This is a genomic window from Pontixanthobacter sp. (assembly GCF_049682855.1).
Lineage (GTDB): Bacteria > Pseudomonadota > Alphaproteobacteria > Sphingomonadales > Sphingomonadaceae > Pontixanthobacter.
The window spans coordinates 224,508-251,034 of sequence record NZ_JBAUIK010000008.1; the positions used below are offsets into that span (position 1 = coordinate 224,508).

Annotated in this window: 25 protein-coding genes; 11 read left to right on the forward strand and 14 right to left on the reverse strand. The window is 53.3% G+C overall.

All coding sequences use genetic code 11. The features are described from left to right. Window positions 1-23 precede the first annotated feature (23 nt). Complete coding sequence (locus WA922_RS04875; protein WP_424770549.1) at window positions 24-938, forward strand: energy transducer TonB; 915 nt, start codon at window positions 24-26, stop codon at window positions 936-938. Window positions 939-986: 48 nt separating this feature from the next. On the opposite strand, the gene WA922_RS04880 is transcribed toward WA922_RS04875, so the two are convergent. From WA922_RS04880 to WA922_RS04905, 6 genes are all read right to left on the reverse strand, one after another. Next, a complete protein-coding gene (locus WA922_RS04880) occupies window positions 987-2,243 on the reverse strand; it encodes a DUF445 domain-containing protein (RefSeq protein ID WP_424770550.1) in 1,257 nt (418 codons plus the stop codon). A 48-nt stretch (window positions 2,244-2,291) separates the two neighbouring features. Further along, a complete protein-coding gene (locus tag WA922_RS04885) occupies window positions 2,292-5,765 on the reverse strand; it encodes an efflux RND transporter permease subunit (RefSeq protein ID WP_424770551.1) in 3,474 nt (1,157 codons plus the stop codon). A gap of 5 nt (window positions 5,766-5,770) precedes the next feature. Then, window positions 5,771-7,009 carry an efflux RND transporter periplasmic adaptor subunit gene (locus WA922_RS04890; RefSeq protein WP_424770552.1) on the reverse strand — a complete coding sequence of 413 codons (1,239 nt, stop codon included), beginning with the start codon at window positions 7,007-7,009 and terminating at the stop codon, window positions 5,771-5,773. Window positions 7,010-7,304: 295 nt separating this feature from the next. Beyond that, window positions 7,305-7,568, reverse strand: coding sequence for a GlsB/YeaQ/YmgE family stress response membrane protein (locus WA922_RS04895; RefSeq protein ID WP_424770553.1), 264 nt, complete (start codon window positions 7,566-7,568; stop codon window positions 7,305-7,307). Window positions 7,569-7,680: 112 nt separating this feature from the next. Continuing rightward, complete coding sequence (locus WA922_RS04900; protein WP_424770554.1) at window positions 7,681-7,980, reverse strand: DUF1153 domain-containing protein; 300 nt, start codon at window positions 7,978-7,980, stop codon at window positions 7,681-7,683. Further along, complete coding sequence (locus tag WA922_RS04905) at window positions 7,977-8,294, reverse strand: hypothetical protein (RefSeq protein WP_424770555.1); 318 nt, start codon at window positions 8,292-8,294, stop codon at window positions 7,977-7,979. The genes WA922_RS04900 and WA922_RS04905 overlap by 4 nt, the downstream gene beginning before the upstream one ends. A gap of 167 nt (window positions 8,295-8,461) precedes the next feature. Between WA922_RS04905 and mnmA the strand changes: the two genes are divergently transcribed. Continuing rightward, entirely contained in the window at window positions 8,462-9,607 is a 1,146-nt protein-coding gene (mnmA, locus tag WA922_RS04910; protein WP_424770556.1) for a tRNA 2-thiouridine(34) synthase MnmA, read from the forward strand. A 15-nt stretch (window positions 9,608-9,622) separates the two neighbouring features. On the opposite strand, the gene WA922_RS04915 is transcribed toward mnmA, so the two are convergent. Next, window positions 9,623-9,964 carry a hypothetical protein gene (locus WA922_RS04915; protein ID WP_424770557.1) on the reverse strand — a complete coding sequence of 114 codons (342 nt, stop codon included), beginning with the start codon at window positions 9,962-9,964 and terminating at the stop codon, window positions 9,623-9,625. A 35-nt stretch (window positions 9,965-9,999) separates the two neighbouring features. On the opposite strand from WA922_RS04915, the gene WA922_RS04920 reads away from it, so the two are divergent. Continuing rightward, on the forward strand, window positions 10,000-11,139 hold the full coding sequence (locus WA922_RS04920) for a serine hydrolase domain-containing protein (protein WP_424770558.1): 1,140 nt from the start codon (window positions 10,000-10,002) through the stop codon (window positions 11,137-11,139). Window positions 11,140-11,143: 4 nt separating this feature from the next. Here the strand turns inward: WA922_RS04920 and WA922_RS04925 are convergent, their stop codons facing one another. The 3 genes from WA922_RS04925 to pdxH are packed head-to-tail and all read right to left on the reverse strand — an operon-like array spanning window position 11,144 to window position 13,523. Then, complete coding sequence (locus tag WA922_RS04925) at window positions 11,144-11,962, reverse strand: PhzF family phenazine biosynthesis protein (protein ID WP_424770559.1); 819 nt, start codon at window positions 11,960-11,962, stop codon at window positions 11,144-11,146. Continuing rightward, window positions 11,959-12,918, reverse strand: coding sequence for a cation diffusion facilitator family transporter (locus WA922_RS04930; protein WP_424770560.1), 960 nt, complete (start codon window positions 12,916-12,918; stop codon window positions 11,959-11,961). Before WA922_RS04930 ends, WA922_RS04925 begins: the two co-directional genes overlap by 4 nt. Further along, complete coding sequence (gene pdxH / locus WA922_RS04935) at window positions 12,915-13,523, reverse strand: pyridoxamine 5'-phosphate oxidase (protein WP_424770561.1); 609 nt, start codon at window positions 13,521-13,523, stop codon at window positions 12,915-12,917. The genes WA922_RS04930 and pdxH overlap by 4 nt, the downstream gene beginning before the upstream one ends. 120 nt (window positions 13,524-13,643) lie before the next feature. On the opposite strand from pdxH, the gene WA922_RS04940 reads away from it, so the two are divergent. The 3 genes from WA922_RS04940 (at window position 13,644) to fabI (ending at window position 16,435) form a co-directional block, all read left to right on the forward strand. Further along, the gene (locus tag WA922_RS04940) at window positions 13,644-14,621 is read left to right on the forward strand and encodes a DnaJ C-terminal domain-containing protein (protein ID WP_424770562.1); all 978 of its coding nucleotides are present in this window, start codon (window positions 13,644-13,646) and stop codon (window positions 14,619-14,621) included. A gap of 198 nt (window positions 14,622-14,819) precedes the next feature. Next, window positions 14,820-15,635, forward strand: coding sequence for a YihY/virulence factor BrkB family protein (locus WA922_RS04945; RefSeq protein WP_424770718.1), 816 nt, complete (start codon window positions 14,820-14,822; stop codon window positions 15,633-15,635). Continuing rightward, window positions 15,632-16,435: an enoyl-ACP reductase FabI gene (gene fabI, locus WA922_RS04950; protein ID WP_424770563.1), complete on the forward strand. Its 804-nt coding sequence runs from the start codon at window positions 15,632-15,634 to the stop codon at window positions 16,433-16,435. The genes WA922_RS04945 and fabI overlap by 4 nt, the downstream gene beginning before the upstream one ends. 10 nt (window positions 16,436-16,445) lie before the next feature. Here fabI and WA922_RS04955 read toward each other — a convergent pair whose 3' ends face one another. The 4 genes from WA922_RS04955 to WA922_RS04970 all read right to left on the reverse strand — a co-directional run bounded on the left by WA922_RS04955 (window position 16,446) and on the right by WA922_RS04970 (window position 22,028). After that, entirely contained in the window at window positions 16,446-17,552 is a 1,107-nt protein-coding gene (locus tag WA922_RS04955) for a hypothetical protein (RefSeq protein ID WP_424770564.1), read from the reverse strand. 63 nt (window positions 17,553-17,615) lie between these two features. Next, window positions 17,616-19,778 carry a GumC family protein gene (locus WA922_RS04960; RefSeq protein ID WP_424770565.1) on the reverse strand — a complete coding sequence of 721 codons (2,163 nt, stop codon included), beginning with the start codon at window positions 19,776-19,778 and terminating at the stop codon, window positions 17,616-17,618. A 10-nt stretch (window positions 19,779-19,788) separates the two neighbouring features. Then, the gene (locus tag WA922_RS04965; protein ID WP_424770566.1) at window positions 19,789-20,499 is read right to left on the reverse strand and encodes a polysaccharide biosynthesis/export family protein; all 711 of its coding nucleotides are present in this window, start codon (window positions 20,497-20,499) and stop codon (window positions 19,789-19,791) included. Window positions 20,500-20,636: 137 nt separating this feature from the next. After that, the gene (locus tag WA922_RS04970; protein ID WP_424770567.1) at window positions 20,637-22,028 is read right to left on the reverse strand and encodes an O-antigen ligase family protein; all 1,392 of its coding nucleotides are present in this window, start codon (window positions 22,026-22,028) and stop codon (window positions 20,637-20,639) included. A gap of 226 nt (window positions 22,029-22,254) precedes the next feature. Between WA922_RS04970 and tviB the strand changes: the two genes are divergently transcribed. From tviB to WA922_RS04995, 5 genes are read left to right on the forward strand one after another with little or no spacing between them, the layout of a single operon-like run. Beyond that, complete coding sequence (gene tviB, locus WA922_RS04975; protein ID WP_424770568.1) at window positions 22,255-23,529, forward strand: Vi polysaccharide biosynthesis UDP-N-acetylglucosamine C-6 dehydrogenase TviB; 1,275 nt, start codon at window positions 22,255-22,257, stop codon at window positions 23,527-23,529. Continuing rightward, a complete protein-coding gene (locus WA922_RS04980) occupies window positions 23,529-24,077 on the forward strand; it encodes a GNAT family N-acetyltransferase (protein WP_424770719.1) in 549 nt (182 codons plus the stop codon). The genes tviB and WA922_RS04980 overlap by 1 nt, the downstream gene beginning before the upstream one ends. After that, window positions 24,043-24,840, forward strand: coding sequence for a WxcM-like domain-containing protein (locus WA922_RS04985; protein WP_424770569.1), 798 nt, complete (start codon window positions 24,043-24,045; stop codon window positions 24,838-24,840). Before WA922_RS04980 ends, WA922_RS04985 begins: the two co-directional genes overlap by 35 nt. Next, window positions 24,837-25,931, forward strand: coding sequence for a DegT/DnrJ/EryC1/StrS family aminotransferase (locus tag WA922_RS04990; RefSeq protein ID WP_424770570.1), 1,095 nt, complete (start codon window positions 24,837-24,839; stop codon window positions 25,929-25,931). The genes WA922_RS04985 and WA922_RS04990 overlap by 4 nt, the downstream gene beginning before the upstream one ends. A 50-nt stretch (window positions 25,932-25,981) precedes the next feature. Continuing rightward, a complete protein-coding gene (locus WA922_RS04995) occupies window positions 25,982-26,509 on the forward strand; it encodes an acyltransferase (protein ID WP_424770571.1) in 528 nt (175 codons plus the stop codon). Window positions 26,510-26,527 lie beyond the last annotated feature (18 nt).

Here is a 26,527-nt window from a genome sequence, read left to right on the forward strand (position 1 = left end):
TTCGTTTTGAGTAATCTGTGCATATGGTAAAGAATTCACCCATCGTGGCCGGAGCCTGTATTCTCGCAGGATCCGGCCTTTCGGTATCCGTTGCTGCTGTAGAAAATAAGGAATTTCTTCGTATTGAGCCCTCTTCCAACTGGAACCTCAATTACGCAGATGATTCATGCAGAATTGCCCGCAAGTTTGGTGAAGGCGATCAAAAAGTAGTTCTTTACATAGAAAAATATGAACCAGGCGATGTTTTTACTATGGTCGCGGCGGGCGCGCCGCTGAAGACGAGGCGGGATTATGCATTCGTGCAATTCGGCGCCAATGAGGCGGAACAAAAATACACCGTGACCTTGGGCAATCTCGGCGAAATTGAACCGGCGTTGATATTTACCTCGGTCCAGTTCGCGGCCACACTACCAGAACAGGAAGCGGCCAGCGCGTCCAGAAACGCGGTGGAGAATGACGTTTTCGGACAAACGCTTTCGGCTGGCCGGGAAACTGCGATCGAGTGGGTGCGCATAGGGGTGCCGCGGCGTAAGCCGGTATATCTGGCAACTGGTTCGCTAGGTAAGCCGATGGAAGCAATGCGGACATGTACCGGCGATCTGCTGACCCGTTGGGGCGTTGATCTGGAGAAACATCGCAATCTGGCAAACATGCCCAAACCGCGCAGCAATCCTGAACGTTGGTTGACGTCGGCTGATTACCCAAGTGATTTACTGCGCAAGGGAAGCCAGGGAATTGTCAACTTCCGCCTATCTGTCGATGCAACCGGAAATCCCACCCAATGCCACATCCAGCAATCGACGCGGCCCGAAGGTTTCGATAGCGCCGTCTGCCGCGCGCTGATGAAACGTGCACGGTTCGAACCGGCAATGACGGCTGAGGGCGAAGCTATAGCATCCTTTTGGCGAAGTACTGTACGGTTCCAGGTGGGGCGGTAAACAGGCCAGAGCGGGACGGATCGCGGCTATCCCCAGAACACGATATCCCTAGAACACGCTATCCAGAGAATGGATAGTCAGGCCGGCCAAGCCCCCCACCATCGTCCCGTTGATCCGGATGAACTGCAGGTCGCGCCCGACCGCGCTTTCGATCCGGTCGGTAATGGTTTGCGCATCCCACCGGCGCACGGTTTCGGATACAAGCTGGACAATCTGGTCACCATACCGCGTGGCGATGCCCACCGCAGTGCGGCGGGCAAAACGGTTGATCTGGGTCTGAAGCAATGTGTCTTCCCGCAGGGCTTGACCCAATTCGGCCAGACTATCGCCGATCTGACCACCCAGCACCGTATCGGGATTGCGGGCCATGCGGATCATCCCGCCACGTATCCGTTCCCACACGCCTTCCCACCATTGCGCGACCGCATCATTTTCGATCACTTCGTTTTTCATCCGCTCAACCTTGGCGCGCATTTCGGGATCATGCATAAGATCCTGCGCAAGTTCCTGCAGGCCCTGCTCGATCTTGTTACGCAGCGGGTGATCGGGGTCGACCAGCACCTCGGCCAGCAGACGGTACAGCCCATCAAGCACCGAACTCGATAGCCGCCCATCCAGACCGGTCCAGCGCAGCAGGCCATTGGCCCGCTCGCTAATCATGTCGCGGACCATTTCCTCATTATCTTCCAGCGTCAGGCCGGACCAACGCACGAGCGCATCGATCAGCGGCAAATGCTTACGGTCAGCAATGGTGGTCGAGAGCATTTGCCCGGCCAGCGGCGAAACTTCCAGCTTGGCCAGTTGCTGCTTCAAACCGACCCGCACTTGACCGCCAAGCCGTTCCGGGTCGAGCGATTCGAACACGCCCGCCAGCAATTCGGCCGCCCCTGTGCCGATTCGCGATTGCGAGCCTTGGGCCGGTTTTTCGAGAAATTCGCCCACCGCTCGGGCCAGATTCATCGCATGCATCCGCCGCGCGACGACGGCCGGGGTCAGAAAGTTGCTGCGCAGAAAGTCCGCCATCGTATCGGCGATGCGGTTTTTATTGGTCGGGATGATCGCCGTATGCGGGATCGGGATGCCCATCGGGTGGCGGAATAAAGCGGTCACGGCAAACCAGTCTGCAATACCGCCAACCATTGCCGCTTCGGCAAAGGCATGAAGATAACCCCAGCCTGGATGCAGATCGAGATATTGCTTGGAGAGCAGGAATAGCGCACCCATCAACACCAGCATCAGGGTTGCCGTCATCCGCATGGTGCGGGCATTATCAGGCGGCGATGAGGCGGAACGGCTTACACGCATGACACGCTCTCTACTCGCGCCAAGCCCCTTAGACCAGATGCAGCAGCATCACTCAGCAGGGAGAGCGCCGGTATCACCGGGCCGCCCGGTCTGGTGCTCGTCCCCGGGACGGTATGTCAGGAAGCGGTTGCGCAGCCACGGGCCCATCCGTTTCTCCAGCCCATCGGCAAGACTGAAGCCTGCCGGTACGATCATCAAAGTCAGCACGGTGGACAGAATCAAGCCGCCGATCACAACGGTGCCCATTGGCGCGCGCCATGCGCCGTCGCCCGATCCCAATAGGCCGGAAAGCGCGGTAGGAACCATGCCCGCAGTCATTGCCACGGTGGTCATGACGATGGGCTGCGCCCGCTTATGGCCAGCATCGATAATCGCCTCAAGCTTGCCTGTGCCTTTGGCCATTTCCTCAATCGCGAAATCAATCAGCAGAATAGAGTTCTTGGAAACGATGCCCAGCAGTAGGAGAATGCCGATATAGACCGGCATTGACTGGGCTTGCCCGACGAGCCAGATCAAAAAGATACCGCCCAGCGGTGCAAGAAGTAGCGACGTCATATTCACCAGCGGGCTCATCAGGCGTTTATAGAGCAGCACCAGCACCGCGAAGACGAGCAGGAAGCCCGCAATGATCGCAACCAGCAGGCTGTCCTGCAGCTCCTGCTGCCAGGCCTGATCGCCAACAGCATCCCGGATAACCCCTTGTGGCAAATTCTGCAGGATCGGCAGCTCCTCTATCTGAACCATTGCCTCGCCGGTGACGATCCCTTGCGCCAGATCAGCGCCAACCAGAATACGGCGATTTTGGTTATACCGCTGAATGGTGGTTGGGCCCGATCCGAAGGATATCTCAGCCACGCGTTCGAGCGGAACGGAACCGCCATTGGCCGTTTGCACAGGCAGATTGGCAATCGTGGTGAGGTCACCGCGTGCAGCGGTGGGCAGCCGGACGTTGATCGGTATCTGGCGGTCGGAAAGCGAAAACTTGGCAGCGTTCTGCTCGATCTCTCCCATAGTCGCAATACGGATCGTCTGGCTCAATGCTGCGGTGGTGACACCCAATTCCGTCGCTATGTCAGCGCGCGGCGTGATGATTAGTTCAGGGCGGTTCATATCCGCATTGATACGCGGCGCGACCAGCGTATCCAGACCCTTCATCTGGTCCACCAGCGTCGCAGCGGTTGCCTCCAACTGGACGGGGTCTGACCCGGCCAGCATAATCGTAATATCGCGGCCGCTGCCAAAACCGCCCGATTGCGATTGGAAACGCACGCGCGCGTCGGGAATTTTTGCCAATTGAGGGGCGAGATCGCGTTCAAATTCGATCGATGTTTTCTCGCGGTCGGGGCTCAGCGTGATGTAAATGGTCGAGCTTCCTTCGCGCACGCGCTCGAGCGCGCGAACCACTTCGGGCTGATCGTAAAGAATATCGGTGACCTGGCGTGACACCCGCGCGGTTGTCGCCAGCGTGGTTCCAGGCACCATTTCCAGAGTGATCTGGCTGTTTTCACTGTCGGTCGTGGGCTGGAATTGCGCGGGGACATTCATGAACAGCAGAACAGTCAACAGCAGAGAGAAATAGCCAACACCGACCATCCACACACGGTGATCATGGAAACGCGCGACCAGATAGCGCCAGGAATTCGCCATACCGCTGCCCATTATGCGGGTTATAAGACCCAGAAAACCCAATATAAGCAATATGGAAAGAAAACCCGCGGCCAGGGCAATCGCCAGCTGGACGAACTCCAACGGCTTGTCGATGAGCATCCACCAGATGCTGTTTTGATCGCTTACCAGTGCATTCGCCAATGTTGCCGGGATCGCCAATCCGGCCAAGGCTCCATGCCCGGCGATAACGACCGCTCCCGGAATGATTATCAAGGCCAACAGCAGCAATATCATGAAAACGCTGTAAAAGAACCTGTTGCGAACGCCGGTTAAACCAGCACGCATCGCGGCGGTCTTGCTCCGGTCGAGCGACCAGTTAAGCAGCCGCATATATCGGTCCATCCAGGGGCCTTCGCCGTGGTCTGCGTGGCCTTTCGCCTGCAAGAAATAGGCCGCGAGCATCGGTGTGATCATCCGTGCAACCGCAAGGCTCATCAGCACTGCGATAACCACGGTGATCCCGAAGTTTTTGAAAAACTGGCCGGAAATTCCCGGCATCAGACCAACCGGCAGGAAGACCGCCACGATACAGAATGATGTCGCAACCACCGGCAAGCCGATTTCATCGGCAGCATCAATCGACGCCTGATAGGCGGACTTGCCCATCCGCATATGGCGCACAATATTCTCAATCTCCACAATCGCATCATCGACCAGAACCCCGGCCACAAGGCCCAATGCGAGCAGTGACAGCTGGTTAAGGTTAAATCCCAGCAGATCCATAAACCAGAATGTCGGGATGGCCGATAGCGGAATGGCAACCGCAGAGATTACCGTGGCGCGCCAGTCACGCAGGAAGAAAAACACCACAACAACAGCCAGTATCGCGCCTTCGACCATCGCCGCGATGGAGCTGTCATACTGGTCCTGCGTATACTTGACCGTGTTAAACAGCGGGATGAAGTTAACGCCGGGATTTTCTGCCTCAATCTCGCCGATCACCTCTTTGGCTTCATCAAAGACGGTCACGTCCGAGGCGCCTTTGGCACGCGACATGAAAAAGTTCACGACCTCTTTGTCACGGACCATACTGATCGAGGTACGCTCGCTAAAACCGTCTCGTACCGTGGCCACCGCGGATAGCTGGACGGTCCGCCCGCCGCCAAGGCTGATTTGTTTTTGCGACAAATCATACGCGGTCGCGGCATTGCCAAGAACGCGTACAGATTGGCGTGTGCCGCCAATTTCGGCCATACCGCCCGCAGCATCGATATTATCAGAGCGTAAGACCTGATTGATTTGCCGCGCCGTGACACCGAGCGCCTGCATTTTGGCTGGGTCGAGAATCACCTCGATCTCTCGGTCAACGCCGCCAAACCGGCCCGCTTCACCCATTCCGTCAATCGTGAGCAAACGCTTAGCAACCGAATCATCGATAAACCAGCTGAGCTGTTCGATCGTCATGTCATCGGCTTCGACCGCATAAATGCCCAGGAAGCCGCCAGCGATTTCTTCCTTGCTGATGCGCGGCTCCAAAATACCCTCTGGCAGGCTGCCGCGGATCGTGTCGATGGCGCTGGTCACCTCGGCAACAGCATCGCTGGGGTCTGTACCGATCTCGAATTCGATGAACGTGTTGGTGCTGCCCTCACGTGCGGTTGAATTGAGCGTCTTGACGCCGTTGATATTGCTCACCGCAGACTCAACCAGTTGAGTGATCTGGTTTTCAATTTCCGTCGGCGCGGCGCCGGGCTGGGAGATCGATACATTGACGGCGGGAAATTCGATATCCGGGTTATTCACCACATCCATGTCGCGGAAACTGAGAATTCCTGCGAGCGTGATGGCAACAAAAAACACCAGCGGAATAACCGGGTTTCTGATCGACCATGCGGATATGTTGCGAAAATCCATGATACTTAACCCTTAGCAGCTCTCGCCGGTTTCTCTGATCCAACCGGCTTGCCGTTCACATCAACCAATTGCGGGGAAATCAGTTCGCCTTCGGTCAGGAAGCCGCCAGCGCGCAAGACAACTTTCTCACGGCCCGTCAGGCCGTCCATAACTGCAATGCCTTGTGCCGTGACCAGACCGGTTTTCACACGGCGGCGCTGCGCCTTGTTGTCGGCCCCGACCACAAACACATAGGCTCCATCATCATCGGATAGAATTGCCGATTCTGGCAGCATCGGCGCAACCAATGTACCGCTGGCGATGGTGGCATTGGCAAACCCGCCGGGCCGCAATTCAGGCGCGTAAGGCAAGGCAATGCGCGCTGTCCCCTGGCGGCTTTGCGGGTCAATAACCGGTGAGATCTGCCATATTTGGCCGGTGAAATTTTTATCCGAACCAGTCGGCACAATCGTCGCTTCCAGTCCGGTAGACAGAGCCGCAAGATCAACTTCGCTCAGCTGCGCCATCATTTCCATTTCCCCGCCTTGGGCAATTCGGAACAATGCTCCAGAACCTGCGCTGACCACCTGACCAGGCTGCACCATCCGCTCCAGCACGAGACCTGATGCCGGAGCAATAATGTTAAGCCGCGAATTGCGCGCGCGCAGCTCGCCAACCTGGGCCTGCGCCACTTTTACACGGGCGCTTGCCGCATCGCGCGTTGCGGTCAGCCGGTCAATATCAGCTTTGCTGATGAAGCCGCGCTCAACCAGTTTGAGCGCGCGGTCAAGATTGGCCTGGGCGAGATTGGCATCTGCGCGCGATACCTCCACCTGGGCGGACGAACTGGCCACTTGCTGGTTTTGTACCGATCGGTCAATGACCGCCAGCACCTGACCTGCGCGTACCCAGTCACCCGCATCAACCGAAACCAGCGTCACACGCCCGCCCTCGCCGGCCACGCCAACGGGCAGTTCGCGCCGCGCCGCCAACGTACCCACCGCGTTAATCCGCCCCTCAATCGTGGTTTGACCCGGTGCGATTACACTTATCGCCGCTGCTTGACCTTCACGGTCATCACCCGCGGGTACCGCGCCTGTGCCCTGCGTTACGTAATAATATGCACCGGCAATCAGGCCGAGCAACAGGGCAATAAGCAGAATAATAATCGGCAGTTTGCTGCGCTGTGTGCGCGCGTCCGACATATCGAATTTTTCATCCGAATATTCAGCAGTTTCTGCCCGGACAGTGGTTGCATAATTCATAGTCAGTCCTGATCGCGCTTGGTCATCATTTGCCAGACACCGCGTCAAAATGGCGCCCGCTCGGCAGGTGTATTATACGCATATATCACCCAGCGCAAACACTGATGCTGCCTGTTTAACCGCTACGCGCACCATGCCGGGCATGCAAGCAGATGCTCGACCGGCGACATTCCCAGCCGATGAACACCCGTGCGCGGCACAGCAATTCTTGCTCTGAACACATAAAAAGGGCGGAGAAGTTGCCACTTCCCCGCCCTCAAATATCTATAATGTCTGCGTGATCTAGGATTAGAACCTAGCGAACGCGGCCGCGTTGGACCAGATTCACAATTCCGAGCAAGACCACCGCACCAACGACAGCAACAAGCAGCCCTGTCAGTGAAAATTCCTGAACGCTGCCGCTAATTCCGAAGAATCCAGCAACCCAGTTTCCGATAACCGAACCGACACAGCCGACAACGATGTTCCAAAATATACCCATAGATGCATCACGGTTCATCACCATGCTTGCAAGCCACCCGGCGACACCGCCAACGATAAGTGCGATAATCCAACCCATACTAACCTCCTGATTTTTTAATGTTCTGCACAGTAACGTGTCTGCGCAGGAAAGCGTTCCCGCTCAATCAGGAAAACAGGACATAGGATCAGTTTTCGGGTGGTGTAGCAGTTTAATATTTAAGCTGGCGCTCATACAAATCGCGGTAATGCTGGATCCGCGTGACGCGCAGGCCTTGCATGCCTGAACGATCGACTGCGCGCTGCCAAGAGGCGAACTCTTCCAGAGTAAGCCCGTAGCGTTCCAGCACTTCGTCAATAGTCAGCAGACCGCCATTGACCGCAGCCACCACCTCTGCCTTGCGGCGAACAACCCACCGGCGTGTTTCCGGCGGCGGCAGGTCAGCAATAGACAGCGGTTCGCCCAAAGGACCGATCACTTTGTCAGGACGTATTTTTTGGTTCTCGATCATGGCTGCTCTCTGATTGGCATTGGCGCATCGTCTGCGCTGGCCATCACCCTTGACGCATCCACTTTGCTATGCCCTAAAATAGTTGGGTTAACGCGGACGTCTGTTTTGTTAATATGCGCGCTATCTGCTTCTGCTAGAGCCTTGGACAGAACGGAAAAGCTGCCCGCATTGGCCAATGCCGCAGGGCTCTTGCCGCTGCGCAATTCACGTGCAGCATCGAAATGTGCGACCAGCTCTGGCCAGCTTATCAGGCGTAAACCGCCCGCCTCCAGCGGCTCTGACGAGTCAGCAATAGGGATAGATCCTTCGAACATTCCCTCTCTCTAGAACGGGTTAGTCAAGATCAGGTAAAGCGCCAGTTTACATCTGGTTAGGATTACCAAACGGAATGAAAGGGCCGCTTGGAAACCATGTTTTGCCCTCTGCAAGACCTGATGCTGCCACACTAGCGATATCGATACGCTACGTGTAAAGGCGCGGCATGACCACGCAGACGCTTTTTGATTCCGCGCTCGATAGCGCCGCTTTGTTCGATCTGCCGCGCGCACCGCAGGATTGCCGCATCGTCGTAGCCATGTCGGGCGGTGTAGACTCATCGGTTGTCGCTGCTTTGGCCGCCGCCACTGGCGCCGAAGTTATCGGCATTACATTGCAGCTATATGATTACGGCGCGGCAACCGGCCGCAAAGGCGCGTGTTGTGCCGGTGATGACATTGGCGACGCGCGCGCAGTTTGCGACCGCCTGGGTATTGCGCATTATGTCTTCGATCATGAAAGCGCCTTTCGCGAAGAGGTGGTCGAGCAATTCGCCGATGATTATCTGGCCGGGAAAACACCGGTTCCCTGTATTCGCTGCAATATGGGGCCAAAATTTACCGATCTGCTGCGGATGGCCAAGGAACTGAACGCCGACTGCCTGGCCACCGGCCATTATGTGCGCCGGTTGGTAGGGGCCGCTGGTCCAGAACTGCACCGCGCGATCGATCCGGCGCGTGATCAGTCTTATTTCCTTTACGCAACGACACAGGACCAGCTTGAATTTATTCGCTACCCGCTCGGCGGCATGCCCAAGGCGCAGGTACGCGCATTGGCCGAGCAAGCGGGCCTGCGTAATGCGACCAAGCCCGACAGTCAGGATATCTGTTTCGTTCCCGATGGGGATTATGCCAAAATCGTCCGCTCAGTCCGGCCCGAAGGCGGGCTGCCGGGCGCGATCGTGCATGCGCAAACCGGTGAAGAGCTGGGCCAGCACAAGGGCGTGATCCATTACACTGTCGGCCAGCGGCGGGGCTTGGAGATTGGCGGCTTGCCAGAACCACTTTATGTCGTCGGACTGGATGCCGCAAACGCGCAAGTTCTGGTCGGCCCCAAAATGATGCTCGCAGTGCATTGCGCGAATATTATCGAAACCAACCGCATCGGCCCATTGCCCGATGCGCCTTTGACGGCCAAAGTCCGTTCCTTGTCCAAGCCTGTCCCTATAATGCTCGATGGGCCGCTCGGCGCGAGCATGGCGACGACAATCCGCTTTGCGCAGCCGGAATTTGGTGTTGCCCCGGGGCAAGCGGCCGTCATCTATTGCGGCGATCGTGTGATTGGCGGGGGATGGATCGATTCAACCGATTGATCGCCATACAGGCATTCAGTCGGGCCAACGTCCCAGGACGCAGCCATAGCCTTCGCGGTATGTTGCCGTTTCCGATATGATCAATGGAAAGCGCGCCGTCACGCTTTTGGCCTCGGCATCTTCTTTGAGCGAGATCAGCTCCATGCCGTTCAGCTTGTCTTTCTCGCAATCGTCCAGATCACGCCCGCTCACAAACCGGCAGGAACAGGCGACCCGCGCCGTATAGGCCGTGCCGGCACCTGCGTAACCCTGGATCGGTGCGCGGAAAAACCAAACCGCCGCCGCGGCCGCTGCGATCACCAGCAAGAATACCCAGAGCCAGCGGCGTGACGATGCGGCGCGACCATCTTTTATCATTGCCAAGCGTTTTCCTGTGCGCGAGTGAAGTCCCCATGACCGGACTATACTGTGCCCATATCGCGCGCTGCGCTATCTTGCCAACCTTTCTGCCGCTAATTCTTGCCGGATGCAGCGATGCGCCGACGGCCAATGTACCGCTGACTGATGCGGCGCTGGCCGCAGTGTCCAACAATGCCGGTGCGCCAAGCGATATACTCGCGCGCCAGATTGATGACCTGTTCGCCAAAGATGGCTTGGGTGAAACGCGGGCTTTACTGGTTTATCACAATGGAACGCTGGTGGCAGAACGATATGGCGCAGGATATTCCAAGGATACCCGTTTTGTCGGTTGGTCGATGGCAAAAACAGTCACTGCAGTGATGATCGGAATGCTGGTGGCTGACGGGCGCTTGCGGCTCGACGAATCGGTGCCCGAACCGCGCTGGAACAGGCCGGGTGATCCGCGCGGTGAAATTACGTTGCGACAATTGCTGCAAATGCGCGCCGGGCTGCGCCATACAGAAGCTGGCGATCCGCCTTACGAATCGTCCGAAGTGCGGATGCTGTTTCTGGATGGCCGTGATGACATGGCCGATTGGGCAACGTCCCAACCGCTAGAGGCAGAGCCAGGCGCAAAATTTGAATATTCAAGCAATACAACGGTCATTTTGGCCGATGTGGCGGCGCGCGTGCTCACCAATAGTAGCGATCCTGATACGCGGCGCGATGCGGTGGAAACCTATTTGCAAACGCGGCTGTTCGGTCCGATTGGTATGGATTCTATCGTTACCGAATATGACGCCAATGGCACGCTGATCGGTGGCAGTTTAATGCATGCATCGGCCCGGGATTGGGGCAAATTTGGGGAATTTCTGCGGAATGGCGGCTCTGTCCGCGGAGCGCAGATTGTACCGCGCAAATGGATCGACTTTATGACGTCTCCCAGCACGCGCAGTCCGCATTATGGCGGGCAGACATGGCTTAACCGGCCCACTGGTGACAACCAGCACCCGTTATTCCCTGATCGCGCCCCCGAAACGATGTTCGCAGCCATCGGGCATATGGGCCAATATGTGCTGGTATCCCCCACACAAGGCCTAACCATTGTGCGGCTTGGCCATTCGACCAGCGAGGAACGTCCACCCATGCTGCAGGAGCTGGCGGATATTATGGAGCTGTATCCGGTGCGGTAACGCGTCAGGGTAAATGAAAAACGCCTTCGACCACCGTTACACACGGCCCGCCTAGCCATGCACGCCCATCTCGTCCGTCTCCTTCGAGACGGCAGATCAGATCACCCCCTCGCTGTGATGCCTGATGCGCCGTGAACTGGTTGCGGCCCAAACGCTCTGCCCAAAACGGTGCAAGTGCGGCATGCGCTGCTCCGGTCACGCTATCCTCGTCAACGCCCCATGCGGGCACGAATACCCGGCTGACAACGTCGTGACTGCCGCCCGGCGCAGTGCAGATTGCCATGATGTCGATCGCCCCCAATGCACGGATATCAGGGGCTAGTGCGCGAATGGCAGCCTCATTTTCATACAGGATTATGGCGGTTTGCTCTGCCCCGCTGACCGAGTGGAACACTGTGCCTGCGCCGCCCAGTGCCGCCATCAGCGCCGCATCATCGCGTTTTTTTACTATAGTAACCGGTAGCGACAGTTCATAGCCGTTCTTCGTCTTATAAACCGCAAGAATATCGGCTTTGCGCGTGCGGAAAGTGACACGATCGCCTGGCTTCGCGCCATCGCGCGTCAAGGCGACATGGCCCGCGGCCAGAGTGGCATGGCCGCACAATGCCACTTCGGACGTGGGTGTAAACCAGCGGAGCTCATAATCCGCTGCGCCGGTTGCGTCGGGCACCATACATGCCGTTTCCGCGAAATTGTTTTCCGCACCAATGGCCTGCAAAACCGCATCATCAAACCAGCTTTCAAGCATCATCACTGCTGCCTGATTGCCCGTGAATGGACGGTCCGCAAAAGCATCAACGTGCCAATAGGGGAGATCTGTCATGTCTCTTTTTCCAATTTCTCAAACTCGTCGCTTTCAACCAGCGTATTTCCCGGCTCGTCTACATGGCCCGCCGGGTCAATATGGATCAGCAATTCCATATTCGGGAAATGCTGCGCCAAATCACGCTCGACCCGGTCGCTGATATTATGCGCCTGTTCGACTGTCATACTGCCCGGCAAATCAACATGAAACTGCACGAAGTCCTGATTGCCGCTGCTCCGCGTCCGCAAATCATGCAAATTGCTAAGCTCCGGATGCCGGGCCGCGATCTCAATGAATTTCAGACGCTTTTCCTCTGGCCATTCACGGTCCATCAAATGATCGATCGCCTCGCCAGCAGCCCGCCAGGCCCCCCATACGAGCCACGCCGCTATTGCAAGGCCGAATAACGGATCCGCGAACTGAAACCCGGCATATTGGTCAAGCACCAATGCCGCAATAACCGCCAGATTTAGCAATAAATCCGATTGGTAATGCATATGATCAGCAGAAATTGCGACCGATCCTGTCCGTGTGATCACGTGCCGCTGCCACAACAGCAACAGCAGCGTGGCGGCAATGGCAACTATCGACACGCCGATCCCGAGCGGTGCGGCGCGTGTCGTTTCCCCTTCCACCAAACTGATAACAGACCGGAAACAGATTGCCGCCGCAGACAGGGCGATCAATAGCACCTGGAATATCGCCGCAAGCGCCTCTGCCTTGCCATGCCCGAAACGGTGGTTTCGGTCCGCGGGTTGCGCGGCAATCCATACACCGGTCAATGTCGCAATGCTCGCAATCATATCCAGCATACTATCGGCCAGACTGCCGAGCATAGCCGCAGAGCCGGTTTCAGAGCTTGCCCATAGTTTGAGAGCTACCAGAAATATGGCTGTGATGATCGAAGCGCGCGCGGCGCTATGCGTTAGCGCAGCGCGATCTGCTGATGAATCTGGCGCTGCATCGCGGGTCATGGATACAGCAGGCCGTCATCCCAGCCGCCCGGCCCGCGCGTGAACCGGCGGCGGTCATGCAGGCGGTTGGGCCGGTCCAGCCAGAACTCAAACGCGGTGGGTTTGACGGTAAAGCCCGTCCAATGCGCAGGACGTTCTACTGGGCCATTATTGAACCGTTCCTCTGCGGCCTTGAACCGCTCAACAAATGCGGACCGTGCCGGCAAAGGGCGAGACTGGTCAGAGGCGACCGCGCCCAGTTGCGAATTGCGCGACCGGCTGTGAAAATAAGCATCGGCCACCTCTGGGGTGACTTCGCTAAGCGGCCCCTCGATGCGGATTTGCCGGCGTAGGGATTTCCAGTGAAACAGCAGCGCCGCCTGCGCATTTGCGCGTATTTCCCCGCCTTTGCGGCTTTCTGCATTGGTATAAAATGTGAAACCGTCTGCATCATGCCCCTTGAGCAGGACCATCCGCACCGACGGACTGCCATCAGGCGTGGACGTCGCCAAAGCCATCGCATTTGCGTCATTGATTTCGGTTTCAAGCGCGTCGTTAAACCACAGATCGAACAGGTCGAAAGGATCGGATGAAGGGATTTCGCTGTGTAATTGTTCTAAACTCATGAGTGCGGCTTTAACGGCTGGTGGAGTGAGTGAAAAGACACATGATCGATCTTGGCGACGGGGCAATTACTATGCAGCAATCGCTTGCGCAGCAGCACTGTTGCACCTAGCTAACACGCTATGAGTGATCCGTATGCAACCTTGGGCGTGGCCCGCAGCGCGAGCGAGAGCGAAATTAAGAGCGCCTATCGCAAACTGGCGAAGGAACTGCACCCGGACAAGAACAAAGACAATCCGAAAGCGACCGAGCGTTTTTCAGCGGCCACACAGGCATATGATTTGCTGTCTGACAAAACCAAGCGCGCGCAGTTTGATCGCGGCGAAATTGATGGTGACGGCAATCCGGCCAGTCCCTTTGGTGGTGGCGGGTTTGGTGGTAGCCGGGGGCATAGTGGTATGGGCGGCATGGGCGGCCGCAGCACACAACAGGGCGGCTTCAATGCGCAGGATTTCGAAGGGTTCACGCCAGAAGGCGTTGATCTGGGTGACATTTTTGAAGGTCTGTTCGGCGGTGCCGGCGCGCGCAGCCAGTCTGGCCCTTCGGGCTTCGGGCGGCGCCCTCCTCCTCCGCCACCGCGTAAAGGGGCCGAAATTACGTACCGCTTGCGCGTGCCCTTTATCGATGCCGCACGTCTTACCGAGCAGCGCATCACACTGGCGGATGGCAAGACCATCGACATGAAATTGCCCGCCGGTGTGGAGGACGGCACCAAGGTCCGGCTGAAAGGCAAAGGTGAGAAAGGCGCAGGCGGGGCAGGGGACGGCATCGTGGTTATTTCAATCGACAATCACGCATTTTTCCGCCGCGATGGCAGCAGCGTGCGCATGGATCTGCCGATCACTCTGGATGAGGCGGTAAATGGCGCAAAGATCAAGGTTCCCACGGTTGATGGCGCCGTGATGATGACGCTGAAACCCGGTACCAATGGCGGCACTGTGCTGAGGCTCAAGGGTAAAGGCTTTTCAGCCAAGGACGGCGCGCGCGGTGACCAATTGGTCACATTGGAAATTACCCTTCCCGAAGACCTGTCTGAACTGAACAGCCGGTTGGATGGTTGGCATGACCATGACAATCCGCGTAAGCAAATGGGCGTCTAACGCTTAGTCAGACTATCACATCACACGAGGGATCTTCCGATCAGCCACTCTCGCGACATAGAATCCACTCCTGTACCGTCTCTGTCGCCCGAAGCTCGCCGGAGAAAGCGTGATCTGGTAAAGGGTAAGCTGGGGCCGGGCTCGCGGATTTTTGATATCGTTCGCCGAACCATCGCTGGCGCGTGGAATGATGGCTTCATCCATGCTGGCAATCTTGCCTATCTGTCGATGCTTTCGATCTTCCCGTTCTTCATTTTCGGTGCCGCGCTATTTTCTGCAATAGGGGAGGAGAGCGAGCGTCTTGCGCTCGTCAATGCGATGCTTGTGGCTTTGCCGCCAACCGTTCGCGGCGTGATTGAACCGGTGGCACGCACCGTGGTGGAATCGCGCAGTGGTTTGCTGTTGTGGGTTGGCGGCGCATTTGGCCTGTGGACCGTATCCGGCTTGATCGAAACGGTGCGCGACATATTGCGGCGCGCTTACGGAACCGAGGCGACATTGGCATTCTGGCGCTCCCGTCTGCTGTCAGTCGGCATAATTATCGCTTCGGTCATCGTGCTGATGCTCTCACTCATCACGCAGTTTCTGATCGGCGCGGCGCAGCAGGTTATCGCATCTTACATACCGTGGTTCATGGAAGCGATGAACGAATTATCGCTGTCCAGAATTATACCGGCGGTTGGCCTGTTCGGGTCGATTTTCATGTTGTTTATCACATTGACACCGGTTCAATATCGCGGGCGGCGATATCCCAAGTGGCCGGGTGCTGCATTGGTCACCGCATGGTGGATCGCAGTGACCATTGCCTTACCAAAAGTTCTATCGAATTTCGTCGATTACAACCTTACCTATGGCAGCCTTGCCGGGATCATGATCTCCCTCTTTTTCTTCTGGCTGGTCGGCCTTGGCATGGTAATCGGCGCAGAGCTCAACGCTGCACTGGCAAATCCGCCAAATGAGAGTACCCCAGACAATTCTGATGGCGTAGATTTAGTGAAGGACAAGACGCAATGAACGGTTTGATGGCAGGCAAGCGCGGGTTGATTATGGGCCTCGCCAACGAGAAATCGATCGCTTGGGGTATCGCAAAGCAATTGCGCGACCAGGGGGCGGAGCTTGCCTTTACCTATCAGGGCGATGCCCTGGCCAAACGCGTAAAACCATTGGCGGAGCGGCTGGGATCAGATTTTACATTTGAATGCGATGTGTCGGAAATGCATGCGCTCGATACTGCATTTGAAACACTTAAAAGCCGCTGGGACACAATAGATTTTGTGGTTCATGCAATCGGGTTTTCCGACAAGGCCGAATTGCGCGGCCAATATATCGACACCAGTCTCGACAATTTTTTGATGACGATGAACATCTCTGCTTACAGCTTGGTGGCTGTGACCAAGCGCGCAGCAGAGATGATGCCCAATGGCGGATCGATCCTGACATTGAGCTATTATGGCGCGGAGAAAGTGATCCCGCATTATAACGTCATGGGCGTCGCCAAGGCCGCGCTGGAAACCAGTGTGCAATATCTGGCAAATGATCTTGGGCTGCAGAATATCCGCGTCAATGCGATCAGCGCGGGCCCGATCAAGACGCTGGCCGCCAGCGGTATTGGCGATTTCCGTTATATCCTCAAATGGAACGAACTCAATTCACCTCTGCGCCGTAATGTAACGATTGACGATGTCGGCGGCTCTGGCGTCTATTTCCTGTCCGAATTATCGTCCGGTGTCACAGGTGAAGTGCACCACGTCGATGGCGGATATCACGTGGTCGGTATGAAACAGGAAGACGCACCCGATATCGCGCTGGATTGACGGCTGTTACTTACTTCGAGACGATTTTGAGCTGGTTGATCTCACCGCGAATAGGCGAACGCCCAGACCAAGATCGCGCATAAATCGCAACCCGGGCGTAGTCACAGCGACCGGCAAAGTTTGGTAAGTCGATTTGCATGGGGCGAATTCGGAAAGGTTGATCAAGGACGGGCTCTGGATCGCCAGGACAACTAATTTGCATTCGAACATCTTTAACTTGCGCCGCTGGGGTAAGCGTGTGCGAGATTTGCAATTGTGCCCGAGCCGAAGGTAGTGCAATGAGGCGCTCCGCAAGAATGCCGCCCTCACCTGTGCGGACGAACACCTCTATTGCCGTACCGCTAGTGACTGATTGTGCGCGAAAGCCAGTTTCGCTCGCAAATTTCCAGTCGAAAGGGATGAACTCTGATTGCCATGAAATATCTGATGCGCTGGTAGTTTTCGGACGCTCCGAAACGGCCTTGAGATATATCTCATGAGCGGCATCTGCTTCACCAACTGCCAACAACCCTGAAATTAACCGTCGATCGATATTTTTATGTACGTGATCACGCGCAAGACGTAATCGGACTAAATTTGGCAAAGAAGCTTTGTCTTTGGCAGCAAATTCTAGGAATTGGCCATGCCAATCTGAGCTATTATCAAGTATTGCAGCCAATTCAAAAGCAGCCTCTGGGTATTGTAGAGATTCCGCCAGCACGGGAAAGAAACGGCTTTTTTGTTCCGGGTGAACCCTAACGATATTGTCTAAATTAGTCAGGGCTTCGGCAAAGTTTTTTCTATCGATATGCGATTCTAGAGCTAAACCCTGGAGTAATAAGTCTCGCCTGTTCAATTTTGAGGCCAAATCCAAAATCTGATTTTTTTTGTCTATGTCCTGTTGAGCCAAAGCGATGATGCCAAGCGATTTGGGCGTTAACGGTTCAATTGCAAATGACTTCTTTGCGATGGCTCGTGCGGCTTTTGCCGAAGGAGCAATATCGCTTTCGATTTTGACTCCCGCAATGAATTTCTGCGTGGCGATCTTTTCCAAAACAACACCATTTTGGGGCATTAGCAATGCAGCCTGCTCTGGGCTTTCACGAAGCAAAACATTGCTACTCGTTTGTGCTGCCATTACTATTGCCAGAAGGATTCCGACTATTGACGCAAAGGCTAACCGCACGGGGTGCGCTATCATTTAACTTTCCTGTGCAACTTTGCCGGTTTCACCATACCCGTAACCGTAGCCGTAGCCATACCCGTAACCGTAAGTTGAATTACGTTGGTCAAGCATGGTTATAAGTCCACCCAAAATATTGGCATTGGCTGAACGCAGACGTGTCAGAGCGTTGTCAATTGCGCGAATATTTGCACCATTGGATTCAACAACGAAAACGACGCCCTCAATTGCTTTCGACACTTCTAGAGCGTCCGCAAGCCCTAAAACAGGTGCTCCATCAACGATGATCTGATCGTAGTCTTCGAGCGCAGTCTGTACAATGTTGGATAAGGCAGGTCCAGCAAGAAGCTCTACTGGATTTGGCGGTTTGTGGCCTGTCGGCAATAAATCAAACCCATGTGAATCGATTTCAATTGTACATTCTGGCAACGACGCTTCACCGACCAGCAATGCACTAAGACCTATTTCTGGTGTGCTGTCGTAGCCGAGAAAGTCGCTCAGGCCTGAGTTGCGTAAATCAGCGTCAATGAGAAGCACTTTCTTGCCGAGTTGCGCAAAGCTGCGTGCCAAAGCGACGGAAGAGATACTTTTACCTTCATTGGGACGGGTGCTCGTCAACATGACAGAACGCGGGGCCCCTGTGGAGGTGAGGAACATCATATTGGTTCTCGCTGCCGAGTAAGCCTCACTTATCTCGGAGCTACGGAGTTGGATGGCTTCAACGATATCTTGGCCTTCTAAACGAGGGATTAGTCCGAGAGCGTACAGCCCTAGGCGACGCGAGATGTCTGATGGATCCCTGACAGTATTATCCATTGTTTCGCGAACGTATACGAGCAGTACCGCGAAAATTGATGAAAGGCCAAGGCCAACTAACAAGTTAAAAAACAAGGAAGGATAATATGAGCTCGATGGTGCGACCGCGAGGTCTACTAAGGTAATATTATTTTTACCTGCACCAGCAGCTTCAAGTCCTTTATACCGCTGCAAAAGCGCATCATAGATCTGACGATTGGTATCGACTTCACGTTGCAAAATACCATATTGAATACCCTGATTTTGCTGACCCAAGAAGGTGTTTTTAGTTTCGTTTAATTTTGCTCGGAGCAAACTCTCCTGCAACCTTGCTTTTTTGAGCTGCGACCGTAAGCTTTGATCATCATTGGAGTTTTCACGAGAAATAGCCTGCCTAATGGCTGAAATCTCAGCCTGTTTAGACTTGATTTCAGGGTAAGCAGGACCAAATTTTGATTGGAGCTCCGCCAACTGTGCTTGTGCCTCGGCCAACCTTGATTGTGAAGCAGCTAGTCCACTGTTGGCATTTTCATTGGAGGCACCGGCTCGTAAGGCACTTTCCGCTCTGATACGTTCTGTTGTAGCCAGAGCCAATGCCTCACTTAACAAAGTGAGTTCAGAGCCAATAAGCGACTGCGATGCAGTTTCTGAACCGCCCTGCTCTCCACCGCTATTTAATATTACAATACCGTTAGCATTAGCATATTGAATAAGCTCGCTTTCAGACAAGGACAGCCTCTCACGCAACTCTTCAATCTGCGCGTCCAACGAGTCGCGCGCCTCGATATTATCTCCAAATTGTTTCTCGTAATTCGCACTCAAAAACTCTCTAGCCCATAAGTTTGCAATGCTTGCCGAAACATCCGGGTCGGGACTGGAAAACTCCAAATCGATCAGAGACGAGTTTTCGACTTTCGTGATAGTGATGTTATTGAGCAAAATCCCAACTATATAACGGGCTGACACGTTTTGTTCTTCATCTATATTGAAGGCGTCTAGAAAATTCGCATCCCTGGTCAAGTTGCCTGAATCGACTACACGTTCGGCAACCGAGTACGATTGCAGCAATTCGATTTGAGTCGTGATGTAAAGACGATCATCGCCCCTGCCTTGCAATTCAAAGGTGTCAATTGCGGTTGCATTTTGCTGTGTCAGCAAAATTTCAATCCGAGAGGCGGCTTTGTATAAGTCGGTGGAAAGTAGGGTGACGACAAGGCCGGCCAACAAGCCTGCTATAACGATTCCAACCAGCCAATATTTAAGCTCCAACGCTTGGATCAATAGCCTATCAAAGTCAATCAGGGCATCATTTCGAGATACATCGTCGCCTATTGCCGCGCCTGGCAATGTTGGCATTTTTTGGGTATCGTAATCAGCTCGTGTCATAAAATTGCAATCAGTTTAGCACGCGGTCGACAAGTACGACACTCGTCGACAATAGTGGAATAAATCCAAGCACTGTTTCTAAATTTCGGCGCGCAACTGAATCGCCAACTGTCACAATATCACCTGGATATAACCGAGGGTCCGTATAGTTGCCGCGCTGGATGGCTTGGATATTGTACGCGCCGATATACCGTCGCCCATCGACTTCTCTAATAACCAGCACATCATCCTTTTTAGCATAGTCAGCCAGCCCGCCCGCATTATTAACTGCGCGCAACAGAGTGGGCGAACTTACTGCCGGATAGGATCCCGGCTTCGACACCTGCCCGCCAACTGAAATCGAAGGCGCCCCTAAAGAAGTTGCCTGCACACGGACCTGCGGATCAATCACATAATCACCCCGCAAACGGTCTGCGATGATTTTCGCGGCTTGCCGAGTAGTCTTGCCCTGCAAATAAAGATCACCGACCAAAGGATAGCTGATGTAACCCGAGCCATCCGTGATATAGGTACCACTCAGAAGCTCAGATTCAGAAACCACAATTTCTAATGTTTCCTGAGTGCCAATTATATGTTCTGTTAGCCCTGTGGGAGCAGGAAGAGCATCCAAATCCGCTACCTCTATTGTGGGTTCAGAGCCGTAAGGTTGTGTGCTAACACAGGCAACCAGGGCAAAACAGGTGCAAAAAAGAATGAACAAACTTTTGAGTGGTGTAATCATATGTGCCTTGTTTTATTCGTGCGGCCTTACCCATAGTGATGCCGTATGCAAGGGTGTTCTTCAGGCTAAATGGAAAAATACATACCCCCTTGCTCTGTGCAGACCTATCACGTTCATAAACTCGTATCGCATAGTGCCTAATCGGTTGCCGGCTCCAAGATCAGTGCAGCTAGTAGAGCGGTTATGGCAAATTGGAATAGTGGGGTTCTTAAAGGGTAATCCACTAGGCTCGCGAAAACGACAACTGCTGCGCATCCGATCCAGAACACCTGAGTTATGAGTTGTTGGCGATTGGACGCACCAAGCCCAGTCAAGCACCGCAAGAAACCAATTCCACCAATCACCAAGATGGAAAGGGCGGGAACACCGCCCTCAATAAAAAACTGCGCCCAATCATTATGGGCCTGATTCACATACTCTGGAGTCATAAGTGCCGCGGGCTCATATATGTGATATACCTCTTCAAATGATCCAAAGCCGGCACCCCAAAACCAGAATGTTGAAACCATCTCAGTTAGCACAGGTATTATTTTGAACCGCATATCGTCAAAGGCTCCGGCGCTTGTTAAAGACTGCAAGGCAGGGGCACGGTCAAATGTGAAAAACAGCGTGGTTATAGAAGTTATGGCAACCAACAAACCGACGGATAAAAGCCTTGATCCGATAGGAACACCAAATATGGTAGGCAAATCCTTTTTAGAATGTTTGTTAAGCCCTAAGTGAAGCAAAAACATAGCCGCACTAGCCAACAAAGCGAACAACGTAGAGAGTAGCCCTGCTCTAGAACCTGCCGTCAGTGAGGGCAGCAGCACGAAAACGAACGCGCCAAACAACAGAGCACTTTGCCAATGTCGAGAGTGCTTACGGTTTTGGTCACAAATAATATATGCGATGACCATGAGAGAAATTGCCCCAAACACTGCAGAGTGATTTTCGTTAGCGAACAATCCCACTGCGCTGCCGTGATTTGTGATGCGGTATTGATAAAGCCACTCATTTCCGGAACTGATAATCTGTGCCAAGCCGATCAATGCATCGACAAAGCCGATAGAAGCCACAACATACAGCAGGGTTGTGCGCTTAACTTTTGTCACCACAATGATCAGCAGGGCAACAACTGGAATTATAAGGCTGAACAGTGCGTTGAGGGTTCTTGTTGGAGTAAGTGACATCGGGCGCCAATAATCGCCCTGCCCTACTAAGAGAGACAGCTCTGCAACAAATTCACGACCTGGCAGACTTTGCCAAATCGAAGGCGGTAGCGGTATTAATTGCAGTATCATAATGACGAGCAGCACAAGAATACATATGAGAGGTGCTCTGAACGCTTTAGCGGCGACAGGCTCGTAGAGATATATCGCAGGAATTAGAAATAACGCAGCAACTGGTCGAAGGATCACCAGCTGTCCCGCATCCGCTCGAGATGCCCCGCCCAGAACAGCAACGGCCACCGCTAAGACAGCAAACATGGCCCAGCCCCCAGCGCCCACCGCGCCTTTTTTTTCTTGCAGTTTGAGGGGTTTATACAATCTTTCAGCCCTAAACGATCCAATGTCATACAACACTGATATGCCGCACAAACACAGCATTCAGTCTATTTTCAGCCTGCCTTTTGCCGCAAAAACTAGGTTCACTTTCCTGGCTTTACCCTGTACCAGCCCGGCCATCGATAGTGCCATTACGAAGGGTCGTCTACATATACAACGCTGGCGTATGAGGTGTTATGGATATTTTGAATGACCGTCTGGAAACGCAATGACTGATTCTTCTAAGAAAATCGCGATAATAGGATTGGGATATGTCGGCCTACCACTGGCGGTAGAGTTTGGAAAAATTCGCGATGTCGTTGGGTTTGATATCAATGAGCATCGGACTGCTCAGTTGCAAGCCGGAATTGACGAAACTTTAGAAGTTGAAAAAAAAGAGTTTGCGGAAGCAAGGCATCTTACTTTTACGGCCAACAGCGCTGACTTGGCTTCTGCATCTATATACATAGTAACGGTCCCTACGCCAATTGACGAACAGAAGCGTCCAGATCTCACGCCACTGATAACGGCATCCGAAACTGTAGGCCGAGTGCTTAAAAAGGGTGATATCGTGGTCTATGAGAGCACCGTATATCCCGGTGCAACTGAGGAAGATTGCGTCCCTGTGCTCGAACGCATTTCCGGACTTAAATTTAATGCTGATTTCTATGTTGGTTACTCGCCAGAGCGTATTAATCCGGGGGATAAGCAACATCGTTTGCCTGATATCCTTAAGGTTACTTCAGGTTCTACGCCTGAGATTGCTGATGCGGTTGACAAATTATATTCAGACATCATCACTGCTGGCACTTACAAAGCGGAAAGCATTCGCGTGGCAGAAGCTGCCAAAGTTATCGAGAACACGCAGCGTGACCTGAATATAGCACTGGTCAACGAGCTTGCGATTATCTTCAATAAAATAGAGATTGATACAGATTCCGTGCTAAGGGCTGCTGGCACAAAGTGGAACTTCTTACCTTTCCGTCCCGGCCTGGTGGGAGGGCACTGTATCGGGGTTGATCCGTATTATCTGACACACAAGGCAGAGGCTATGGGGTACCACCCACAAGTGATACTCGCCGGACGCCGCATAAATGACGGTATGGGTGCATATGTTGCGGGCCGGTTAGTGAAAGCAATGCTAAAGCGCAAAATCCAAGTTAACGGTTCACGCGTTTTGATACTTGGACTTGCATTTAAGGAAAATTGTCCTGACCTCCGCAACACGCGAGTGGTAGATGTAGTCGCGGAATTGCAAGACTATGGCGTGGTGGTCGATGTTCATGATCCCTGGGTCAGCGCAAAAGAAGCGCGACGGCAATACGGAATTGAGTTAATTCACCAGCCTCCAAGCAGCGCCTATGACGGAATTATTCTAGCAGTTGCGCATGAAAATTATCATGTAGATGGGGCGACAGAAATCCGCAGCTATGGACATCAGGACCATGTGTTCTGCGACCTCAAAAGCGTTTTCCCACCCGGTGAGAGCGACTTAAGATTGTGATGGACATAACGTCATTAGAACAAGCTGTGGGACCAAACATATCACTCAGGCTTATACAGCCTGAGGATGCATCGTATGTCCATCATTTGAGAACTAGCTCAAAGTATAACACGCACCTATCGCAGGTTACTGGTACAGTAAATCAGCAAAAGAAATGGATTGAGGGGTACAAGAAAAAAGAATCTGTAGGACGGGAGTTCTATTATGTAATAGAACGCAAAGATAAAATACCTTGTGGGGTAATTAGGCTATATGATATTAGCTTGGACCGATACACTTGGGGTAGTTGGATTTTGGACGAGAACAAACCCCGAAAAGCTGCACTTGAGAGCGCATTACTTTCATTTGGCATTGGGTTTGACGTGCTTAAACTTGACGTTGCAAAAATTGACGTGCGTTTAGAAAATAGCCACGCTGAAGCGTTTTATCGTCGCTTCGGCATGGTCGAAACTCACAGGACGGACAGAGACATTTTTTTCGTTTATTCGCGTAGTCAATTCCAGGCAGACAAATATGCCTACTACGACATCCTTAGTGAAGACGAGTAAGATGGCAAGATTACCTGAAACCAGCTCTTTACCTCCTAACGCTTCAATCTCTGGAAGTGCCGTGATTGACTCTCGCGCGATTTTCGCTGGTGATGGAATTGTCTTACGTGACAACGTGCGACTCGATGCTGCCTGCGTGATTGGGGAAGGCGTCACGATTGGTCAGGGTGCTTGGGTCAAGGCGGGGGCAGTTGTGCTGCGTTCTGTACCGGCCAATGCAATTGTAGAGGGTAACCCAGCAGAAGTTGTTGGTTATCTGCACGGAAGGCGCTTAAATGAACGGCCTTGTCCCACACTCATAGACATCCACAGTTATGATCACGTGGAGCGCCCGGCGCGCATACCTTTGGATATCAGCGATAGTGCCTTGTATTTAATGCGAAGGATAGATGATGCGAGGGGCGCTTTGACTGTTGGAGAGGTGCCGACAGAACTGCCGTTTACGCCCAAAAGATATTTCGCCGTTTTTGACGTTCCCACAGTTGAGCTGCGCGGCGAGCACGCACACAAGTACTGTCAGCAATTTTTGATATGCTTACATGGTTCTTGTAAAGTGCTTTTGGATGATGGCCAAAAGCGCAGTGAGGTCATTCTAGATCGACCTGATATGGGTGTGTTTATGCCCGAAATGACTTGGGGTACGCAGTATCGCTACACCTCGGATGCAGTGCTTCTGGTTTTTGCCTCCCGACCTTACGAAGAAAATGATTATCTGCGTACTTACGATGAATTTCTTGCCGAACTAGAAATACGTAAAACATGACAATACCATTCCTTGACCTTGGCTCAGCGTATCGTGAGCTTAAACCGCAAATTGATAACGCGATATCCCGCGTGCTTGACAGCGGGTGCTATATTCTTGGTCCAGAAGTTGAGGCATTCGAGGCCGAGTGGGCGGCTTTTTGCGAGGCCGACTATGCTGTTGGATTAGCAAATGGCCTAGACGCATTGACTTTAGCTTTGAGGGCACTTGATGTAGGGCCTGGCGACGAAGTAATTGTGCCATCTAACACCTATATCGCGACATGGCTGGCCGTAACCAATGTCGGCGCGACTCCAATCCCGGTAGAGCCTGATATGGCCACCTATAATATTGATCCTGCCCTTTTAGAGTGCGCTATAACTCCGCAAACACGGGCAATTCTTCCGGTGCATCTTTACGGCCAACCAGCAGATATGCATCCTATCCTAGACGTAGCAAAACGTTATAATTTACGTGTTATTGAAGATGCTGCGCAAGCGCATGGAGCGCGATATAAAGGACAAAGAATAGGGGCGCATGGCGACATTGTTTGCTGGAGCTTCTATCCCGGTAAAAACCTCGGAGCCCTTGGAGATGCTGGGGCAATTACCACAAATGATGCCAAGTTGGCCACGCGCGTTTCCATCTTGCGCAATTATGGTTCTCAGCAAAAATATATTAATGAAGAAATTGGCGTAAATTCACGGTTAGATCCGCTTCAGGCTGCGGTTTTGCGAGTAAAGCTAACGGTGCTGGACGAGTGGACAGAGCGCCGCGCCATTATAGCAGCCACATACACAGATGGATTGAAAGATACTGGTCTTATTTCGCCCTACGTTCCCGACTGGGCCCAGCCCGCTTGGCACTTATATGTGATCCGCACGCCTGATCGGGCAGCACTTCAAGTGAGACTAGCAGATGCCGGAATAGGTACGCTTATCCATTACCCTATTCCTCCTCATATGCAGAATGCCTATTCAAATCTTGGGATAGAACCAGATGCGCTACCACTAGCCCGAGATTTAGCAGGAGATATGCTAAGTCTGCCTTTGAGCCCGCATTTACGGCGCGAAAATGCGTATGACATAATTCGCTTTGTTGACTCAAAATGATTTCAAGGCTTTTCAAAGGTGCCTTCAGGCGTTTTGTAAGATTTACTAGAGTGCAAAAATTTAAATTGCTTTCCACGAATACTTCGGTCGGACCAAATCCACAGACTTACCAGCCGCTAAATTTAGTTGGTGAAGGAACCATTGAATTCGGAGAAAAAGTGAAGATTGGAGTAGGTAGTTCACCGAGCTTTTGGTCTTCTGAATGTTACATTGAGGCGCGAGAAGATTCGTCTTTGGTGAAAATTGGGGATTATACTTGGATTAACAATAATTTTTCGGTTATTTCTGAAAGATCTTTCATAGATATTGGTGAAAATTGTTTCATAGGCCATGACGTGTTTATCATAGACAGTGATTTTCATTCTATTGATCCTGATCAGAGGCATGCCGGGCAGTCATCTGCATCACAATCGGTGACTGTGGGAGGAAATGTCTTTGTTGGCTCTAGAGTTATCATATTGAAAAATACCGACATTGGGGCTGGCAGCGTTATTGCTGCTGGGTCAGTGGTTTCTGGTAAATTTCCTCCTCGAAGTTTAATTGCTGGTAATCCAGCCAAGATTGTGAAGTCAATTTAATTGACTCAGGCGCGCGGG

Excerpts from the sequence above, each read along its gene's own strand:
- WA922_RS04875 (WP_424770549.1), top strand. The coding sequence starts at position 24 with ATGGTAAAGAATTCACCCATCGTGGCCGGAGCCTGTATTCTCGCAGGA.
- WA922_RS04880 (WP_424770550.1), bottom strand. The coding sequence starts at position 2,243 with ATGCGTGTAAGCCGTTCCGCCTCATCGCCGCCTGATAATGCCCGCACC.
- WA922_RS04885 (WP_424770551.1), bottom strand. The coding sequence starts at position 5,765 with ATGGATTTTCGCAACATATCCGCATGGTCGATCAGAAACCCGGTTATT.
- WA922_RS04890 (WP_424770552.1), bottom strand. The coding sequence starts at position 7,009 with ATGAATTATGCAACCACTGTCCGGGCAGAAACTGCTGAATATTCGGAT.
- WA922_RS04895 (WP_424770553.1), bottom strand. The coding sequence starts at position 7,568 with ATGGGTTGGATTATCGCACTTATCGTTGGCGGTGTCGCCGGGTGGCTT.
- WA922_RS04900 (WP_424770554.1), bottom strand. The coding sequence starts at position 7,980 with ATGATCGAGAACCAAAAAATACGTCCTGACAAAGTGATCGGTCCTTTG.
- WA922_RS04905 (WP_424770555.1), bottom strand. The coding sequence starts at position 8,294 with ATGTTCGAAGGATCTATCCCTATTGCTGACTCGTCAGAGCCGCTGGAG.
- mnmA (WP_424770556.1), top strand. The coding sequence starts at position 8,462 with ATGACCACGCAGACGCTTTTTGATTCCGCGCTCGATAGCGCCGCTTTG.
- WA922_RS04915 (WP_424770557.1), bottom strand. The coding sequence starts at position 9,964 with ATGATAAAAGATGGTCGCGCCGCATCGTCACGCCGCTGGCTCTGGGTA.
- WA922_RS04920 (WP_424770558.1), top strand. The coding sequence starts at position 10,000 with ATGACCGGACTATACTGTGCCCATATCGCGCGCTGCGCTATCTTGCCA.
- WA922_RS04925 (WP_424770559.1), bottom strand. The coding sequence starts at position 11,962 with ATGACAGATCTCCCCTATTGGCACGTTGATGCTTTTGCGGACCGTCCA.
- WA922_RS04930 (WP_424770560.1), bottom strand. The coding sequence starts at position 12,918 with ATGACCCGCGATGCAGCGCCAGATTCATCAGCAGATCGCGCTGCGCTA.
- pdxH (WP_424770561.1), bottom strand. The coding sequence starts at position 13,523 with ATGAGTTTAGAACAATTACACAGCGAAATCCCTTCATCCGATCCTTTC.
- WA922_RS04940 (WP_424770562.1), top strand. The coding sequence starts at position 13,644 with ATGAGTGATCCGTATGCAACCTTGGGCGTGGCCCGCAGCGCGAGCGAG.
- fabI (WP_424770563.1), top strand. The coding sequence starts at position 15,632 with ATGAACGGTTTGATGGCAGGCAAGCGCGGGTTGATTATGGGCCTCGCC.
- WA922_RS04955 (WP_424770564.1), bottom strand. The coding sequence starts at position 17,552 with ATGGCAGCACAAACGAGTAGCAATGTTTTGCTTCGTGAAAGCCCAGAG.
- WA922_RS04960 (WP_424770565.1), bottom strand. The coding sequence starts at position 19,778 with ATGACACGAGCTGATTACGATACCCAAAAAATGCCAACATTGCCAGGC.
- WA922_RS04965 (WP_424770566.1), bottom strand. The coding sequence starts at position 20,499 with ATGATTACACCACTCAAAAGTTTGTTCATTCTTTTTTGCACCTGTTTT.
- tviB (WP_424770568.1), top strand. The coding sequence starts at position 22,255 with ATGACTGATTCTTCTAAGAAAATCGCGATAATAGGATTGGGATATGTC.
- WA922_RS04980 (WP_424770719.1), top strand. The coding sequence starts at position 23,529 with ATGGACATAACGTCATTAGAACAAGCTGTGGGACCAAACATATCACTC.
- WA922_RS04985 (WP_424770569.1), top strand. The coding sequence starts at position 24,043 with ATGCCTACTACGACATCCTTAGTGAAGACGAGTAAGATGGCAAGATTA.
- WA922_RS04990 (WP_424770570.1), top strand. The coding sequence starts at position 24,837 with ATGACAATACCATTCCTTGACCTTGGCTCAGCGTATCGTGAGCTTAAA.